The sequence below is a fragment of the Lentilactobacillus fungorum genome (assembly GCF_016860605.1).
In the GTDB taxonomy this organism is placed as follows: Bacteria; Bacillota; Bacilli; order Lactobacillales; family Lactobacillaceae; genus Lentilactobacillus; species Lentilactobacillus fungorum.
The window spans coordinates 232335-247843 of sequence record NZ_BNJR01000012.1; the positions used below are offsets into that span (position 1 = coordinate 232335).

The window sequence follows — 15509 nt, forward strand, 5'->3', positions numbered from 1 at the left end:
AACAAAAAATTCACAAACATTTATAATAACAGTTGCTATACTTTTCCACTGTAACCGCTTAAAATTATTGATAGTAACCACCGCTAACATTTGTGAAGGGGGGTTATTCACATTGAGGAATCACAAACTTTTTTCTAAATTTTCAAGATTCCTAGTCGTCATTGTTGCGACGGCCAGCTTCTTAACATTATCGCAGAGCCAAGTTGTTCAACCGACCTCGGCTGACACAACCCCGACAATCACTGCTAACGCCCAGAATCAAAACCAAACTAACCAAATCACCGACGAACAATATCGCAATGCCAGTGCCAGTCAATTAGCCGCGATGGTACGTAATGGTCAAGTAACGCCCCAGGAGTTAATCCGCCATGCATTTAACATCATTAGCGAAGATAATCCCGCTTTAAATTCAGTTATCTACACCCGCGAACAACAGGCCCTTGCCGAAGCCAGTCAACTAAAAGATACTGGTCAGCCATTTTACGGCGTTCCAATTTTAACTAAAGGTCTGCTTCAGCTGATCGCTGGCGGGCCTAACGCCAACGGCCTGTTGCCAGCCAAAGGAACCACCATCTCAGCTACGATGCCAGTAACTAAGGCCTTTCAAAATGCCGGCTTCATTGTTATTGGCTTGACCAACTATCCTGAAATGGGATTGTTTAATGTTACCAACTCGCTACTCTATGGGGCAGCAAGCAATCCGTGGAACCATGATGATAATCCCGGTGGTTCATCTGGTGGTGCTGTTGCCAGCACCGCCGATGGCATGGTACCGCTAGCGGGCGGCAATGATGCCGGCGGTTCAATTAGAATTCCAGCTTCATGGACTGGGTTAATCGGCTTAAAACCAACTCAAGGTATTATTACTGGTGATAGCACGACAATTGGCGCCGTTAATTTTGCGGAAACTAAGACAATGCAAGATACCAATGCCCTGTTTGAGAGCCTGCTTAACCCTAAGATGGCTGACCAGGTTCAGCCAGCGCCAACTAACTTGAAGGACATGCCAATTGCCTATTCCACAAAATCACCAGTTGGCACGCCGGTGAGTGACGACGCCGTACAAGCAGTTCAAAATGCCGTTGCTTTTCTTAAATCTCAAGGATTTAACCTCGTTGAAGTTGATGCACCAGTGGATGGCGTTAAATTAATGCAAGCCTACTATTTAGCTGCAACTAGTAGCGGCGCCACGGCCAACTATATTATCAGCACAAATACCAAGCAGAATATGACCTTCGATGAAGTCAATCCAATGACGTGGGGCTTGTATCAAGCATCAAAGAAATTGCCGGCAGATGCTAGAACCACCTATACTAATGAATTGAACCTAATTAGTCAGCAGATGACCGCGTTTCATCAAAAGTACCCACTCTATTTGACACCAACCACTGCCACCACCGCGCCGAGTAACAACGATCCAATCGTCTTACCAGAATACGCCGAACAATTGAAAAATAGCGGTAACTTGAGTAGTGACCAGCAAATGCAACTCATCTATGATGCTTGGCTGCATGGCCTTTCAAAGACACCTTTTACGCAACTGGCCAATATGGCTGGCGAACCGGCAATTAGTTTGCCGACCTACGTGAGTCCAGCCGGCATGGCATTAGGAATTCAATTAGAAGCCGGCAAATATCAAGACCGACTCTTGCTTAAGATAGGTGAGCTTTTTGAGCAACATGGGCTATTTAAAGAACTTACTCATCAGACCACAACGCCAGTGCCAGCTCCAGGGTCAAATAACGATGCATCGATAACTGCGGGTTCTACTACCAGTAGTTCTGCAACTAACCCAGCTAGTGTTTCTCCAAATACTAATCCAATTCCTAAAACACCTGTTACTGTCAAAAATGATGCAAAAGTTCACCCCATCGTGGTCTACACCCTCAAAAAGGTCTACTTGCATCAATCGGCTAATTTCACCAAAACTAATCGGATCGCAACATATTCCAAGCAGTTACGGCCAAACCGGCCAATGTTTCTAGTCACCGGCTACATTCGAGATCACAACGGTTATTTACGTTACAAAGTCCGCGATATCAATGAGCATACCAAAAATGACGGTAAACAAGGTTATCTAACGGCCAACGATCAATTTACGCGAAGCGCTTACTATCAAATAAAGCCTAACTGGATTAAAGTTATCAATCCAAAAGGCCTAAATGAGTATATGAACGTGGATCTAACCCGAAAAACAAAGCATATTCAGCGGGGAACCGTTCTGAAAATCAAAAAAATTGTGACCTATCATTTAACAACTCGTTTTGTGTTGCAAAATGGCCGAATCATTTCAGCAAATAAGAAACTAGTCATTGTCAATAAATAATTACTACATCACTCAAGTTCAAAGATCGATTAATTTTGAGCCTTAGTCGCTTACTTGAATTCATCAAATAAACTTTTGCGTCTTGTCCATTTAACGTCATTCCAGAAATACTTTTACAGCCTCACAAAATGGACTAACAATACAAAGGACGCCTCGGATCGTAAAAACTTCTCTAAGCTAAACTCCACCCATAGCCTTCAAAACGACCTATACTAACAGTGACAACTAGCCACTAAGAAATCGAATGGAGGAACCCTCATGCCACTCATGAGAATCGACGTCATCAAGGGCCACGATGACGCTTACCTTAAGAAGATGCTTGATATCGCCTACGACGTCCAACTCGAAGCCTTCAAGACCCCCAAAGGCGACCGCTACCAAATTTTGACCCAACATGAACCATTTGAAATGCAGATTTTAGATACCGGATTAGGCATCAGACGATCCCAGGATGTGATTCTTTTCAATTTAGTAACCCGACCAAGAACTACGAAGGCAAAGCAAGCGTTCTATCGCCAGCTAACTGAACGTCTTAATACTGAATTAGGAATTCGAAAAGAAGACATTGTCGTCAGTTTAGTACCAAATAATGATGATGACTGGAGCTTTGGCAATGGTGAGGCGCAGTTTTTGACGGGAAAGCTTTAGCAGAACTTTCTATAGCTGCCTTTAACGTTGGTATTATTTCAAATAGCTGACCACCGTTATACTTCAGCCTGATACCAGCCAAATTAAAAGTTACCCCCTTAATGTAAGCTAATCACATACATTGAGGAGGTAACTTTTCTATTGCACATTGCACTTCAAAATCTATTAAAAGGGTTAAATGATGCTTCAGTACTAATTCTTAGCGTCTTTTATCTCTCGAAACATTATTATGCGATTGCAAGGAAGAATTTAACAACGTATGTAAGCGCAACGCCAATAATTATGAGCCAAAGAATACATCCCACACATGAAGAAACCGTATCCAGCAAATCTCTAAGCATTCGTCTGTCACCTTTCGATAAGATTGCCCCCACACACGTGGGGAATACGCATCAGTTACGGTTGGAAATACTTGCATGGGAGGATCACCCCCACATACATGGGGAATACTGCTGTTAGCAACGGAACCGGTTGACTTATTAAGGATCACCCCCACATACGTGGGGAATACCAGTGACACTGGCGTCCTCAAGTGCGCTTTCGGGGATCACCCCCACATACGTGGGGAATACACACCGCGATTGAGTGACGCCGATTTGCGGACAGGATCACCCCCACATACGTGGGGAATACTCCAGGCATCAATCGCTTCTAGTAAGTCACTCAGGATCACCCCCACATACGTGGGGAATACGGGGAATAATTAACAAGTGCATTGTAGCATGAAGGATCACCCCCACATACGTGGGGAATACGATTTGGCAATCGATGATCAGAAGGAATTTTTAGGATCACCCCCACATACGTGGGGAATACGAAAAGCTAAAGCCTTGCAATACCTTGCTTTAAGGATCACCCCCACATACGTGGGGAATACCTGTATGCCATCATTAGTGTTGTAATTTTGTTAGGATCACCCCCACATACGTGGGGAATACACTAACGAATCCTTGCTATAGAGCCATTACTAAATCTTCAAACCACTAATTTCAATCAACTTGAAAAATCAAACCCCATCGTCTTTGCTTCTAGTTAATAATATACTCTTTATTTAACACAAACGAACCCCTTAAAATTTGATTCTGCATTAAAATAATCTTTGCAATAAACCGACGTCATCAAACAAAAAGCGCCCTTTCAAAGTTTCCCTTGAAAGAGCGTTTTTGAGCACCGCACAATATTCATCAAGAACGACCCAAAAGTTTCACGTGGAACATAACACTCCTAATCTTTCAAATTACCTGTAAAGTTCGTGGCGCTGAAGTCAATCGCTCATTACCCTCTTGAGTCACTAGCAAATCATCTTCAATTCGCACGCCACCTTTTCCCGGCAAATAAATACCAGGTTCTACCGTCATCACATAATTTTCATGAATAACATTCGATTCGTAGCTCGGTCCAAAATTGGGTGTTTCATGAATGTCCAACCCAATACCATGGCCGCTACCGTGCTTAAAGTAATCACCGAAGCCCATTTCACCAATATAATCTCGCCCAGCAGCATCAATTACCTTACCATTATTGCCAGGCTTAATCATCTTAAACATTCTTTCCTGGGCTTCATGAACAACATCGTATACATGACGAAGTTCATCGCCCGGGTCTCCTAACGCAAATGTCCGCGTCATATCTGAGGTATACCCATCAACGTAATAGCCAAAATCAACCGTCACCATGTCGCCTTTTTCAAGTGGCTTAGTTGTCGCAAAACCATGAGGCAACGCCGAACGGTAACCGCTAGCAACAATCGTGTCAAAACTGGGCTTTTGAGCACCGTGCGTCAGCATCCAATTATTGAGCCAATTGGCCACTTCTAACTCAGTCTGGCCAACCCTAACTTGGTGGATCAACTCACTAAATGCTTGACTGGCTAACTGAGTTGACTTCCGCAAAGCCGCGATTTCATCAGCATCCTTACTTCGACGCATGGCCTCGATTACATTGGTCGTTTCAACTAACTGGCCGGCAAGCTTGCTTTTCAATTGATGAGCCAACGCTAAACTAACTGAAGTTTCAATACCAATTTGCTGGCCACCAGCTGCTTTGAGAACGTCATTAGCCACATCGTAGTAATTGCGGGTGATGCGTAACTCAATATCTTTAGGTAAAGATTGCTCAAGTTCAACTTTGTACCGATCATCAGTGATCATCGTTTGTCCAGTGGCAGTCACAACTAGGCAGCCATCACCTGGCAGGCCGTCAAACCCAACTAGATACAATAAATTAAATGAGTTGGTCACAATAAAACTATCGATGTGTAATTGCTGGAACTGCTGGCGTAACTTTTCGATGCGATTAATGGTAATCAAGATAGGGACCCCTTTCAATATTTGCATTTAGCTAATATTCAATAATATAGTCAATCAATAAATAATCTTTCTTACTTAAGATTCTTCTAAAATGGGAGCTATGTGTAATTATTTTAACTCTATCTTATTAAAAAAATCATAAACTATAACCAATTTATCCGAATTTTCCGCAAGCTTTCAACGTTTCTTTGAAAGAGATTACAATAGTTTTGCACAAGATTACAAAGAATTAAGATGCTTTGGGATAGGACTGCAAAGTGCAGCTATCATGTCAAAGGGCAGCTAAAAATCCGATAAAACTAGTGCAAACCACCAAATTCTACAGGACTACTATTTGATCTATTCTCTATATCCCTATTTCAAACTCATAATAAACCTCTAAGACTTGTTCTTCGACAAATCCAACACAGAATCTCCAACTACTAATTTACCAGGAACGACTGTACTCTTAACTTCTTCACCACTCCCATCAGCTAATGAAATAAGCTTTTTGCGAGATTCAATTGCAATTCTCCTGATATCCTGCTTAATGCAGGTTACTTTTGGAGAAATGATTTCTTGTGCATCTAATTGGCCAAATGATACCACCGATATGTCTTCAGGAATCCGTAATCCCATTTCGTTAGCTGCTTGAATAACTCCTATTGTCATTAAATTATTTGCACTAAAAATAGCCGTATAAGGATCCCCTGACTGACTGTTTTTCTTCAAAAATTCCTTAACCCGCTGATAAGCGATCTCTTGGCGATAATCGGCGGGAATTACGCCTTCTTCTCTAGAAACTAGATTGTTTTCAATCAGAGCAGCCCGATAACCAAAGAATCGATCACGTGAAGTTACTGATCCTTTAGTCCCAGACACAAAAGCAATATTCTCATGTCCTTTTCTAACTAAGTACTCGGTTAGAGCTTTAGCCTCATCAAAATTTGCATTACCAACAAATGGTGCACCCTTAACGCCAAGGTCCCGATCCAGTAATACGACATGGATGCCAGCATTCATAGCTTCTTTAACGTTTTTGGGATTCAATGATGTTGATGAAATTGCCATTGCATCGACGCCTTTTTCAATTAATACATGAATTAGCTTAGTTTCTTTATGAACAGAATCATCGGTATTGCAAACTAGCAAGTTATAATTTTGATCAAACAATTCATCATCAATTAATTTGGCAATTTGTGAGTAGTATGAATTATTAATATCCGCTACAACTAAAGCCACTAAATTAGACTTATTTGTTCGTAAGTTTCTCGCACTATTACTACGATTAAAGTGAAGTTCCTTAATAACCTTGAGGACCTTTTCTTTGGTCTCTTTTTTTACCGGATAATTACCATTTAAAACTCTCGAAACCGTAGAAATTGAAACTCCAGACATTCTTGATACATCACTAATTGTGGCTCTTTTCATACCACCCAACCTCCTGATATTCTTTTTTAAATAATTGGGGCTATTAAATTTGCTTCGTCAGCCTCTATTTTTACTTCAGAAATTTTACTTATAACTTATATATACTATATTACTAACATTATTTTGACTTTACAGCCAACGTTTCTTATAACGCCACTAACTTAACCAATAATGTCATTCAACTAAAAAACAATTCGATTAATTCAATGCTTTGCAAATATCTATCATTATACTATCTTATTTTTTATATTTTCCAATCAAGCTGCCTCTCAAAGGGCCGGCTAAACTCATTATTCCTTATAATCTTCATATTTACAGAGATAGTCTATTTTATCTTAATACAATTTATTAATCGGAAAGCTACCATACCAATTATTAATTAACACTCTCATTTCTTTCCATTCATTGACCGTAAATCAGTCTCTGATTTAAAGCAAGTAAACTTCCAATCCGATTGGTTAGTCACCCTCCAGTATTAGAACAATATAAACAGCTGCTCTTAGAAGCAGATTAAAAAAGATATCATTTCTGTCTACCATGATGATAATTAATAAATAATATGCTGCTATCCTTTACGTAAAAAAACTTGATTCCGCTAAAACAGAACCAAGCTTTTTAAGCTCATATACTTTTGCATATCAATCACACAGAATACTTTTATTTGGTTTTTAAAGCCTCCCATTGCCATTCAGTCACTTCCGGAAGATCGGTGCCGGTGTCTCGGATATAACGATTGTGCTCACTAACTTTGTCGTTCATGCGTTGGATGAAGTAACTGCCCTTAACTGAGTATGCTGGAATATCTTGAACAGCTTCCTTAGCCAAGTCGAAACGATCCAACTGGTTCAAGACCCGCATGTCGAATGGTGTAGTGATATCACCATTTTCACGGTAGCCATGAACGTGCAAGTTATGGTTGTGACGATCAAAGAAGATGTCCTTGATCAAGCCTTCAAAGCCGTGGAATGCGAAGATAACTGGCTTGTCAGTCGTAAACAAGTTGTCAAATTCTTCATCACTCAAGCCACGAGGGTCAACCTTAGGTGAACGAAGCTTCAATAGATCAACCACGTTGATGTAACGAATCTTCATTTCTGGGAATTCTTTGTTCAAGATTGAGATTGCAGCCAATGCTTCCAAGTTAGGTTCTGAACCTGCAGCAGCAAAGACAACATCTGGTTCTTGACCTTGGTCAGTTGATGCCCAATCGATGTAGCCAAGACCGTTCTTAACAAGGTTTTGAGCTTCATCCATAGTGTACCATTGACGACGTGGGTGCTTTGAAGTAACGATTAAGTTAATCTTTTCGTAAGTTCTGAATGCAGAATCACCAACAGCTAACAATTCGTTAGCATCAGCTGGCAAATACTCACGGATGAATTCAGGCTTCTTCTCAGCTAAGTGAGTAAGCATACCTGGATCTTGGTGGGTATAGCCATTGTGATCTTGCTGGAAGACGGTTGAAGTATTAATCACATTTAACGATGGATAATCGTGACGCCAATATTGCTCCGATGCTTTACGCATCCACTTAAAATGTTGAGTCAGCATTGAATCGACAATCCGTCCAAATGATTCATACGTTGCAAAGAAGCCATGACGACCAGTCAAGACATAGCCTTCAAGCCAACCTTCTGCTTGGTGTTCTGAAAGTTGTGAGTCAATAATCCGCCCTTGTGGTGCAAGATTTTCATCATATGGATCATCAACGTCTTCCATCCATTGGCGTTTTTTAGAATCCAGTAACGCATATAAACGATTAGATTTAGTTTCATCAGGCCCAAACGCACGGAAATTAGTCGGATTCAGATTTGAAACTGCTTTAAGCCATTTAGACCACTCAAGCATATCTTGAGCTTGGGTAACCCCGCGGTTTTCAAATTTGAATTCAAAGTCATCAATCTTAGGTAACTTAAGTGGCTCTGGCTTAATTCCACCGTTAGTGATTGGGTTGACGGACATCCGCTTGTCGCCCTTAGGAGCGAGTTCACGAATTTCTGGCTTCAATGTGCCGTTTTCGTCAAACAATTCTTCTGGCTTGTATGACTTCAACCAGTCAATTAATAAGTCTTTATGTTCCATTGAACCTGCGGCAACAGGAATTGGAACTTGGTGAGCACGGAATGAACCTTCGATTGGGTTGCCATCAAGATCCTTCTTAGGACCAGTCCAGCCTTTAGGTGAACGGAAGATAATCATTGGCCATGTTGGTAAGGCATTATCATTATTTTCACGAGCATTTTTCTGAATTTGTTTGATTTTCTCAATAACTGTATCCATCACCTGAGCCATTTGCTTATGAGCTTCCATATGATCAGTGTCAGCCGTAACTTCAACAAAATATGGGTCCCAGCCCATTCCTTTAAAGTAACTTGTTAAATCTTCATCACTCATTCGAGAAAGGATGGTTGGATTAGAAATCTTATACCCATTCAAATTAAGAATTGGCAAAACGGCTCCATCCTTGATTGGGTTAATAAACTTATCGGAAAACCACGAAGTAGCTAGCGGACCTGTTTCGGCTTCACCATCACCAATTTCAACAGCAGCGATTACATCTGGATTGTCTAAGATTGCACCGGTACCATGTGAAAGTGAGTAACCAAGTTCGCCACCTTCGTGGATTGAACCTGGTGTTTCTGGTGCAGCATGAGAAGCAACCCCACCTGGGAATGAAAATTGCTTAAAAAGTTTTTGCAAACCGCTTTCATCCTGAGTGATATTGGGATAAATCTCAGTGTAACTGCCATCTATATATGAATTAGAAACCATCACTTGCCCGCCATGACCTGAACCTTCAATATAGAACATATTCAAATCATATTTATTAATAATTCGATTGAGATGCGCATAGATAAAGTTTTGACCAACAATTGTTCCCCAATGCCCAATTGGTTTAATTTTTACATCGGTAGAAATTAAGTCCCGCTTTAAGAGTGGGTTGTCTCTGAGAAATAGCTGACCTACTGATAGATAATTTGCAGTCCGCCAATACTTATCGGTTAACTCAAGGTATTGTGTCGAATCGTAATCAACAGCCATAGAATTAAGTCCTTCTTTCAATATTAATATCCTTTTCTTTACATCGAGTAGTATTATAACAGAGTTTTGAATTTTATGGTATCGATTTCTATAATTGCTAAATTTATTTATTTAACAACAAGTATCAATACCTAGTCTTAATTCCGGTACTTTCTCAATTAACTATTCGACTTATTTGCCATAGGATGCGTATCATGTTTTAATTCGGAGAAGAAATATAGACCAACTAGAGCAAATTCAATTGCCGGCAAGATAAATGACAATTGCATATTAGTTGCATCCGAAAGTAGCCCTTGGAAAGCGGGTAATACCGCACCACCAACAATTGCCATAACGATAAACGCACTAGAAGTTTCGGTGAATCGTTTGTCTTCGACCGTCTCAAGTGTTCGGGCAAAGATCGTTGGCCAACATGGCCCCATCAAAGCGCTAACGCCAGCAGCCGCGTAGATTGCCGTAATGTTTGGTACAAATGTTGTATAAACGATCATCAGGGTTCCCAGCAAAGAATAGGCAAGTAAAACCCAGGTCTCTGGCAATTTCGAAAGTAAGTAGCTGGCAACAAACCGGCCAATGAAGAAGCAAATATAACTATAGAGCATGAAGTTTGCCACAAAACGTTCATTAAAACTAGGGAACATATCAAGTGCTAGACGCATCGTAAACGACCAAACACCGGTTTGAACGCCCATATATAGGAACTGAGCGCCAACACCATGCCAGTATCTATGATTATGAATAAGGTAACCCATCGCCTCACCAAATGTAGCCTGTTTTTCCCCCTCTTTAACCTTTGGCTTTCCTGTAGGGAACTTAGTAACTGCAAAAAGTATGATCATAATAACTAAAACAATCAAAACGTATTTATAAGGCTCCAACGTTCGACCCAATTGTTCCTTGCCAAATTCAACCGCTGCACTTTTACTCATTCGCGACATTTCTTCTTTTAGATTGCCATCTGTAAAAATCAAATATTTTCCTAAAAGAATGCCAATAATGTCACCGACCGCATTCATTGTCTGACTAATATTCAAACGAACAGTTGCAGATTTTCGTGGTCCCAAAATCGAGCTATACGGATCAGCAGATGTTTCCAAAAAGCTTAATCCAACTGCTTCAATAAAAATCGCAAACAAGAAGATTTGGTACGTTACTAATCTTGAAGCCGGGAAAAACAAGAAACAACCAAGAGAAAACGCTGCTAGCCCGGCAATAATGCCAAGCTTGTAACTATTCTTTTTGATAAACATTGATGCGGGAATTGCAATTACGAAGTACCCTCCGTAAAATGCACTTTGAACAAAAGCTGTTGAAAAGTCACTCAAATTAAAGACAGCTTTAAATTGTGTAATTAAAATATCATTTAGACTCGCAGCAATCGCCCAAAGAGCAAATAGAATCGTAACTAATATAAACTGCCAGATTGGTGTTCGATTCAAATACCCATCAGGTTCCTCCACCCAGTTTGCATTCTTCATATTATACTTCCACCTTTTCTTATCTATACTAATAACGCCATTAACCCTGTGCTACATTATGTTTCTCTAAGAACTCGTCAACTTCTTTTTTAGTTGGTAAGGAGGGCTGGGCCCCCATCTTGGTTACAGCAATTGCAGCTGCGGCAGCTGCATAATGCAAAGAGTCTTCTATAGAAACGCCATTTGCCAATCCATAGGCAAACGCACCAATATACGAATCTCCTGCGGCCGTTGTATCCATCGCAGATACCTTAAATGCCGGAATGCTTAATTCTGTTTCAGCGTTCTTAAAATAGCTGCCCTTTTCACCAATTGTGATTAGAACATTCTTATATCCCTGATTTAACAACGCGTCAGCTGCTTTTCGAATGCCAGCATCAGTACCCGTCTTCACACCCGTAATCAGTTCTGCTTCGTGTTCATTAGGCGTCATATAAGTAACCATTGGGGCAATTTTGGGATCGAGTTTGGCAGCCGGTGCCGGATTTAGAATAATTGTTTTATCATACTTATTGCCCAATTTAATAGCTTCATACACCGTCTCCAGTGGAATTTCCAATTGTAAAATGATAATATCGGTCGTTCGAACAACATCTTCCAACTTATCAAGATCAGCAGGCGTAAATTCGTAGTTAGCACCTGGGACAACAACAATTCTGTTATGACCAGTTGCGTCAAGCTGCGGATTACCAATTCCTGAACTTGCCTTATCGGTAAACAATACATGGTCATGTTTAATGTTGTTATCGTCTAGTGACTTGATTTGATCTTTACCAAATGAATCATTCCCAAGTTCTCCCAGCATTTCAACATTGCCGCCAAGTCGTGCCGCTGCAACAGCTTGATTAGCACCTTTACCACCTGTGAATTGGCCAAAGGATTTACCAATAATCGTTTCGCCTTCTTCTGTAAATTTATCGGATTTAACAACCAAATCAGTCATGAAACTGCCAATAACTAAGATTTTTTTCATCATTGTCACCCTTTTCTTTAAATCAAAAAACACTATTACTTAATTAATCCCTCTTTTAGCAGCCGTTGCCCCAGTGCACCACCGGGATGAAACATGCCAAACTGAACTTCTGTAAAATGTTTCTCTTCTGATACCGCCAATGCAATTGCATCGCCTACTACTAAGACAGCCGTGGAGCTTTTAGTGGGTGCTAAATTAAACTGATCAGCTTCCCCATTAACCGCCACTTCAAGTAAATAATCGCTTTTTTGAGCCAATGTAGATTCTTTATTCCCGGTCATCCCAATAATCCGCGCTCCAATTCGGTGAATCGGATCAATTGGATTAATCGCTTCTTTTGTTTCCCCGGAATTAGAAATATCTATTACTAAGTCATCTTTAGTAACCATACCAAGATCTCCATGCATTGCTTCGGTCGCATGCATAAAGAATGATGGGGTCCCAGTACTGGCAAAGGTTGCTGCTAACTTTTCACCAATATGACCGGATTTACCAACACCTGTAAAGATCAGCCGGCCTTTTAGGTTCAATATCTCATCAATAACTTGGTTGTATTGTTTTTCATTAACCTGAAGTCTATCTTCAACATTCTTAACCGCGGCAATTTCATCCTCTATTACTCGGTGCATAATCGAAACTGAATTCATAGTTGGACCTCCTTTGATTAATCATTTGTTGCAGGTGCAACGGTCAATAAGACATTGGCAAATACTCGTGTTTCGCCTGTGTTGATCCCCAGCTTAAGGTTGGTCGATTTTTTACAGGCATCGTAAAATTCTTGCCTCCCTAATTTGGTTAAATCTTGCGTCCCAAGAATCTTTTCAAACTCCGTATAAATTGCTGGTTGTTCACCTTCTCCTGGTGTCATCACCTCAGCTTTTTCAAAATTAATTTGAGAATTCAGTGATTCTAGTACATCAGTAACCTTTGGCAATCCCGGTTTTAGACCAAGGTATACTTTTTCAGTTCTTTCGTTAACATCTGAATCCAACGGATAATTTCCATCCGTAATCAAGATTTTGTCTCCATGACCGCAATTAGCAAGTGCGCGTAAAATAGCTGGATGTAATAAATTTGTAGTTAGCATAGTTCACATTTCTCCTTTATTTATAGAAATCGTTTTCTAAAATGAATAATAAAAAACGTTTTCCTTTTAAACTTCCTGACTCATCGTTAATCGTTTGTTGCAGGGGCCACTGTGAGCAAAATATTAGCAAAGACTCGCGTTTCACCCGTATTAATCCCTAATTTCAAATTAGTCGACTTTTTGCATGCATCATAAAATTCCTGACGACCTAGTTTAGTTAAACCTTTCATCCCTAAAATATTTTCAAATTCATTATAAATCGCCGGCTGATCGCCTTCTCCAGGTGTCATCACTTCAGCTTTTTCAAAATTAATTTGAGAATTTAATGATTCCAAAACATCAGTTACTTTTGGCAAACCAGGCTTTAAAGCAAGATAAATTTTTTCGGTATTCTCGTTTGTATCAGAGTCCAATGGATAGTTTCCATCTGTAATCAAAATCTTGTCTCCATGACCACAATTTGCAAGTGCTCGTAAGATAGCTGGGTGTAATAAGTTCGTCGTTAACATAAAAAAACCTCCTAAATTTTTATAGAAAACGTTTTCTATTGAACAGTAGTAATGTTAAAACATTACGTAAGCGCTGTCAATAGATTTGTGGAATTCTTCAAAAGATAACCAGAAAAAATAGCAAGGTAAAGCTTTTGAAATACCGTTTAATGTCAATAACCATAGTTATTGAATGCAGAATCATTTAATGACATAGTAAAAATAAATAGTGACTGGTAACGATCTGCTTTAGTTAGAACAATAAGAAATATACTAAAACCGACACTTACTAGCCACTACTAATTACATGTAATTAGAGATAGTACATCAAATGCGTGCCTTCAGCCTTGGTGTAATTAAATAGGCAATTACCGAACCGATGCCACCCTGAATTAAATTGGTTCCAACTCCAATAAAACCTGTATAAATATTATACAGAATTGAATCTGCAAAAAAATATCCCATAACCATCATTAGAATTCCGGCAATTAAAGAGATAAATTCAATTATTTTCCTATTAGATTCCCTTCCGGCAATTAATCCAACGATCAAGCCTTCTAAGCCATGAATAATTAGTGAGAACCACATATATTGGCCATATCCTGAAACCAAATCAAGCAGGAATCCGCTAAAGCCACCGATAATTGCTCCAAATTTTGATCCTAACAGTAACGCACTAATGAAAATTCCTGCATCGCATAAATTCACATTACCGTGGGTCATTGGAACAGGAATAATAAAAAGGCGACTAATTGTAACTGTAACTGCAATAAACATTGCCACCAAGACTAGTTTATGAATATTATTTCCTATTTTACTTTCAATATTCTTGCGGTTCATTTTAATTCCCTCTCAAAACACTGTTCTGCATATATTTATAACTGTACACTCACTTTTTCAGAGTATGCTCACACTCATTTTCTGCAGAAAAGTCATAACGTGCACGTACCCCACCAATTAGCTTTGGCCTTGAACTTAGTAAAACTGCTTTAGCTTCACCAACGTTATTGTGCATCGTTCGAATGGGTATTTGTACAAATTTGATGTGCATTCCAATTTCTGTTCCGCCAATATCTATTCCTCCAAACGCTTCAATATGCTCAACCTCAACGGGATCATTCATTCGTTCATAGCCTGCAATTTGGGTTCCACCACCCGCATGGATGGATGGAACTACAGAAACAAATTCTAAATTATTTTGTTCAGCTACCTTTCGTTCAACTAATAAAGCTCTATTTATGTGTTCGCACCCTTGGATAGCAATATTAATATTTCTTTCTTTTAAAATATTTCTAATCGTATCAAATACCATGAACCCAACTTTTAGACTGGAATTAGTTCCCTTCCATCTACCCAAGATCTCGCTAGTGCTACATCCCACAACAAATATACTATCCTTAGGAAACTTCACAACTTGAAAGTAATCCATTAACACATTCTGCAAATCTTGTTGTATTTCGTCCAGATACATATTTCTCACACTTTCTCATCCACCAATTTGTCATTCAGCTGGTATTTTAGCAACCCTCATCTCACTAACTGAATCCTGATCATTCTTAATATTCTTAAATCTACGTTTTCAAATACTTGTATCACTCAAACATTCGTAGTTGTTGAGGATACACTGACATGATATTCTTAATTTAGATCAGAGATCCCCAATTCATCTAATTATTAATCAATAGCAACTCTTCGTTATCTATCAACCTTATTGCCATTCAATATAACTAGTAACTTCTCTAACCCCA

Annotated in this window: 12 protein-coding genes and 1 CRISPR repeat array; of the genes, 2 read left to right on the plus strand and 10 right to left on the minus strand. The window is 39.7% G+C overall.

Features of this window, described 5'->3' with window-relative positions; all coding sequences use genetic code 11:
- Positions 1-112 precede the first annotated feature (112 nt).
- Both YK48G_RS06705 and YK48G_RS06710 read left to right on the plus strand, forming a co-directional pair.
- Entirely contained in the window at positions 113-2326 is a 2214-nt protein-coding gene (locus tag YK48G_RS06705) for an amidase family protein (RefSeq protein ID WP_232365304.1), read from the plus strand.
- A 258-nt stretch (positions 2327-2584) separates the two neighbouring features.
- A complete protein-coding gene (locus YK48G_RS06710) occupies positions 2585-2974 on the plus strand; it encodes a tautomerase family protein (protein WP_203629944.1) in 390 nt (129 codons plus the stop codon).
- A gap of 361 nt (positions 2975-3335) precedes the next feature.
- Positions 3336-3912: direct repeats of the CRISPR family, unit length 28 nt; unit sequence GGATCACCCCCACATACGTGGGGAATAC.
- A 294-nt stretch (positions 3913-4206) separates the two neighbouring features.
- Here YK48G_RS06710 and YK48G_RS06715 read toward each other — a convergent pair.
- From YK48G_RS06715 to YK48G_RS06760, 10 genes are all read right to left on the minus strand, one after another.
- On the minus strand, positions 4207-5283 hold the full coding sequence (locus tag YK48G_RS06715) for a M24 family metallopeptidase (RefSeq protein WP_232365305.1): 1077 nt from the start codon (positions 5281-5283) through the stop codon (positions 4207-4209).
- Positions 5284-5661: 378 nt separating this feature from the next.
- Positions 5662-6693 (minus strand): LacI family DNA-binding transcriptional regulator, encoded by a 1032-nt coding sequence (locus YK48G_RS06720; RefSeq protein ID WP_203629946.1) that lies wholly within the window; start codon positions 6691-6693, stop codon positions 5662-5664.
- Positions 6694-7350: 657 nt separating this feature from the next.
- On the minus strand, positions 7351-9735 hold the full coding sequence (locus YK48G_RS06725; RefSeq protein ID WP_203629947.1) for a phosphoketolase family protein: 2385 nt from the start codon (positions 9733-9735) through the stop codon (positions 7351-7353).
- Between the two features lie 158 nt (positions 9736-9893).
- Complete coding sequence (fucP, locus tag YK48G_RS06730) at positions 9894-11213, minus strand: L-fucose:H+ symporter permease (RefSeq protein WP_203629948.1); 1320 nt, start codon at positions 11211-11213, stop codon at positions 9894-9896.
- Between the two features lie 40 nt (positions 11214-11253).
- Complete coding sequence (gene rbsK / locus YK48G_RS06735; RefSeq protein ID WP_232365306.1) at positions 11254-12189, minus strand: ribokinase; 936 nt, start codon at positions 12187-12189, stop codon at positions 11254-11256.
- A gap of 32 nt (positions 12190-12221) precedes the next feature.
- Entirely contained in the window at positions 12222-12833 is a 612-nt protein-coding gene (locus YK48G_RS06740) for a KpsF/GutQ family sugar-phosphate isomerase (RefSeq protein ID WP_203629949.1), read from the minus strand.
- Between the two features lie 17 nt (positions 12834-12850).
- Positions 12851-13273: an RbsD/FucU domain-containing protein gene (locus tag YK48G_RS06745; protein WP_203629950.1), complete on the minus strand. Its 423-nt coding sequence runs from the start codon at positions 13271-13273 to the stop codon at positions 12851-12853.
- Positions 13274-13359: 86 nt separating this feature from the next.
- Positions 13360-13782, minus strand: a complete 423-nt coding sequence (locus YK48G_RS06750; RefSeq protein WP_203629951.1) for an RbsD/FucU family protein — start codon at positions 13780-13782, stop codon at positions 13360-13362.
- A 306-nt stretch (positions 13783-14088) separates the two neighbouring features.
- A complete protein-coding gene (locus YK48G_RS06755; RefSeq protein ID WP_203629952.1) occupies positions 14089-14601 on the minus strand; it encodes an ECF transporter S component in 513 nt (170 codons plus the stop codon).
- Between the two features lie 49 nt (positions 14602-14650).
- The gene (locus YK48G_RS06760) at positions 14651-15232 is read right to left on the minus strand and encodes a TIGR01440 family protein (RefSeq protein ID WP_203630094.1); all 582 of its coding nucleotides are present in this window, start codon (positions 15230-15232) and stop codon (positions 14651-14653) included.
- Positions 15233-15509 lie beyond the last annotated feature (277 nt).

Bases quoted from the DNA above. Each gene is read 5' to 3' on its own strand.
- YK48G_RS06720 (WP_203629946.1), bottom strand. From the start codon at position 6,693: ATGAAAAGAGCCACAATTAGTGATGTATCAAGAATGTCTGGAGTTTCA.
- YK48G_RS06755 (WP_203629952.1), bottom strand. From the start codon at position 14,601: ATGAACCGCAAGAATATTGAAAGTAAAATAGGAAATAATATTCATAAA.
- YK48G_RS06740 (WP_203629949.1), bottom strand. From the start codon at position 12,833: ATGAATTCAGTTTCGATTATGCACCGAGTAATAGAGGATGAAATTGCC.
- YK48G_RS06750 (WP_203629951.1), bottom strand. From the start codon at position 13,782: ATGTTAACGACGAACTTATTACACCCAGCTATCTTACGAGCACTTGCA.
- YK48G_RS06760 (WP_203630094.1), bottom strand. From the start codon at position 15,232: ATGTATCTGGACGAAATACAACAAGATTTGCAGAATGTGTTAATGGAT.
- YK48G_RS06710 (WP_203629944.1), top strand. From the start codon at position 2,585: ATGCCACTCATGAGAATCGACGTCATCAAGGGCCACGATGACGCTTAC.
- fucP (WP_203629948.1), bottom strand. From the start codon at position 11,213: ATGAAGAATGCAAACTGGGTGGAGGAACCTGATGGGTATTTGAATCGA.
- YK48G_RS06725 (WP_203629947.1), bottom strand. From the start codon at position 9,735: ATGGCTGTTGATTACGATTCGACACAATACCTTGAGTTAACCGATAAG.
- YK48G_RS06745 (WP_203629950.1), bottom strand. From the start codon at position 13,273: ATGCTAACTACAAATTTATTACATCCAGCTATTTTACGCGCACTTGCT.
- rbsK (WP_232365306.1), bottom strand. From the start codon at position 12,189: ATGATGAAAAAAATCTTAGTTATTGGCAGTTTCATGACTGATTTGGTT.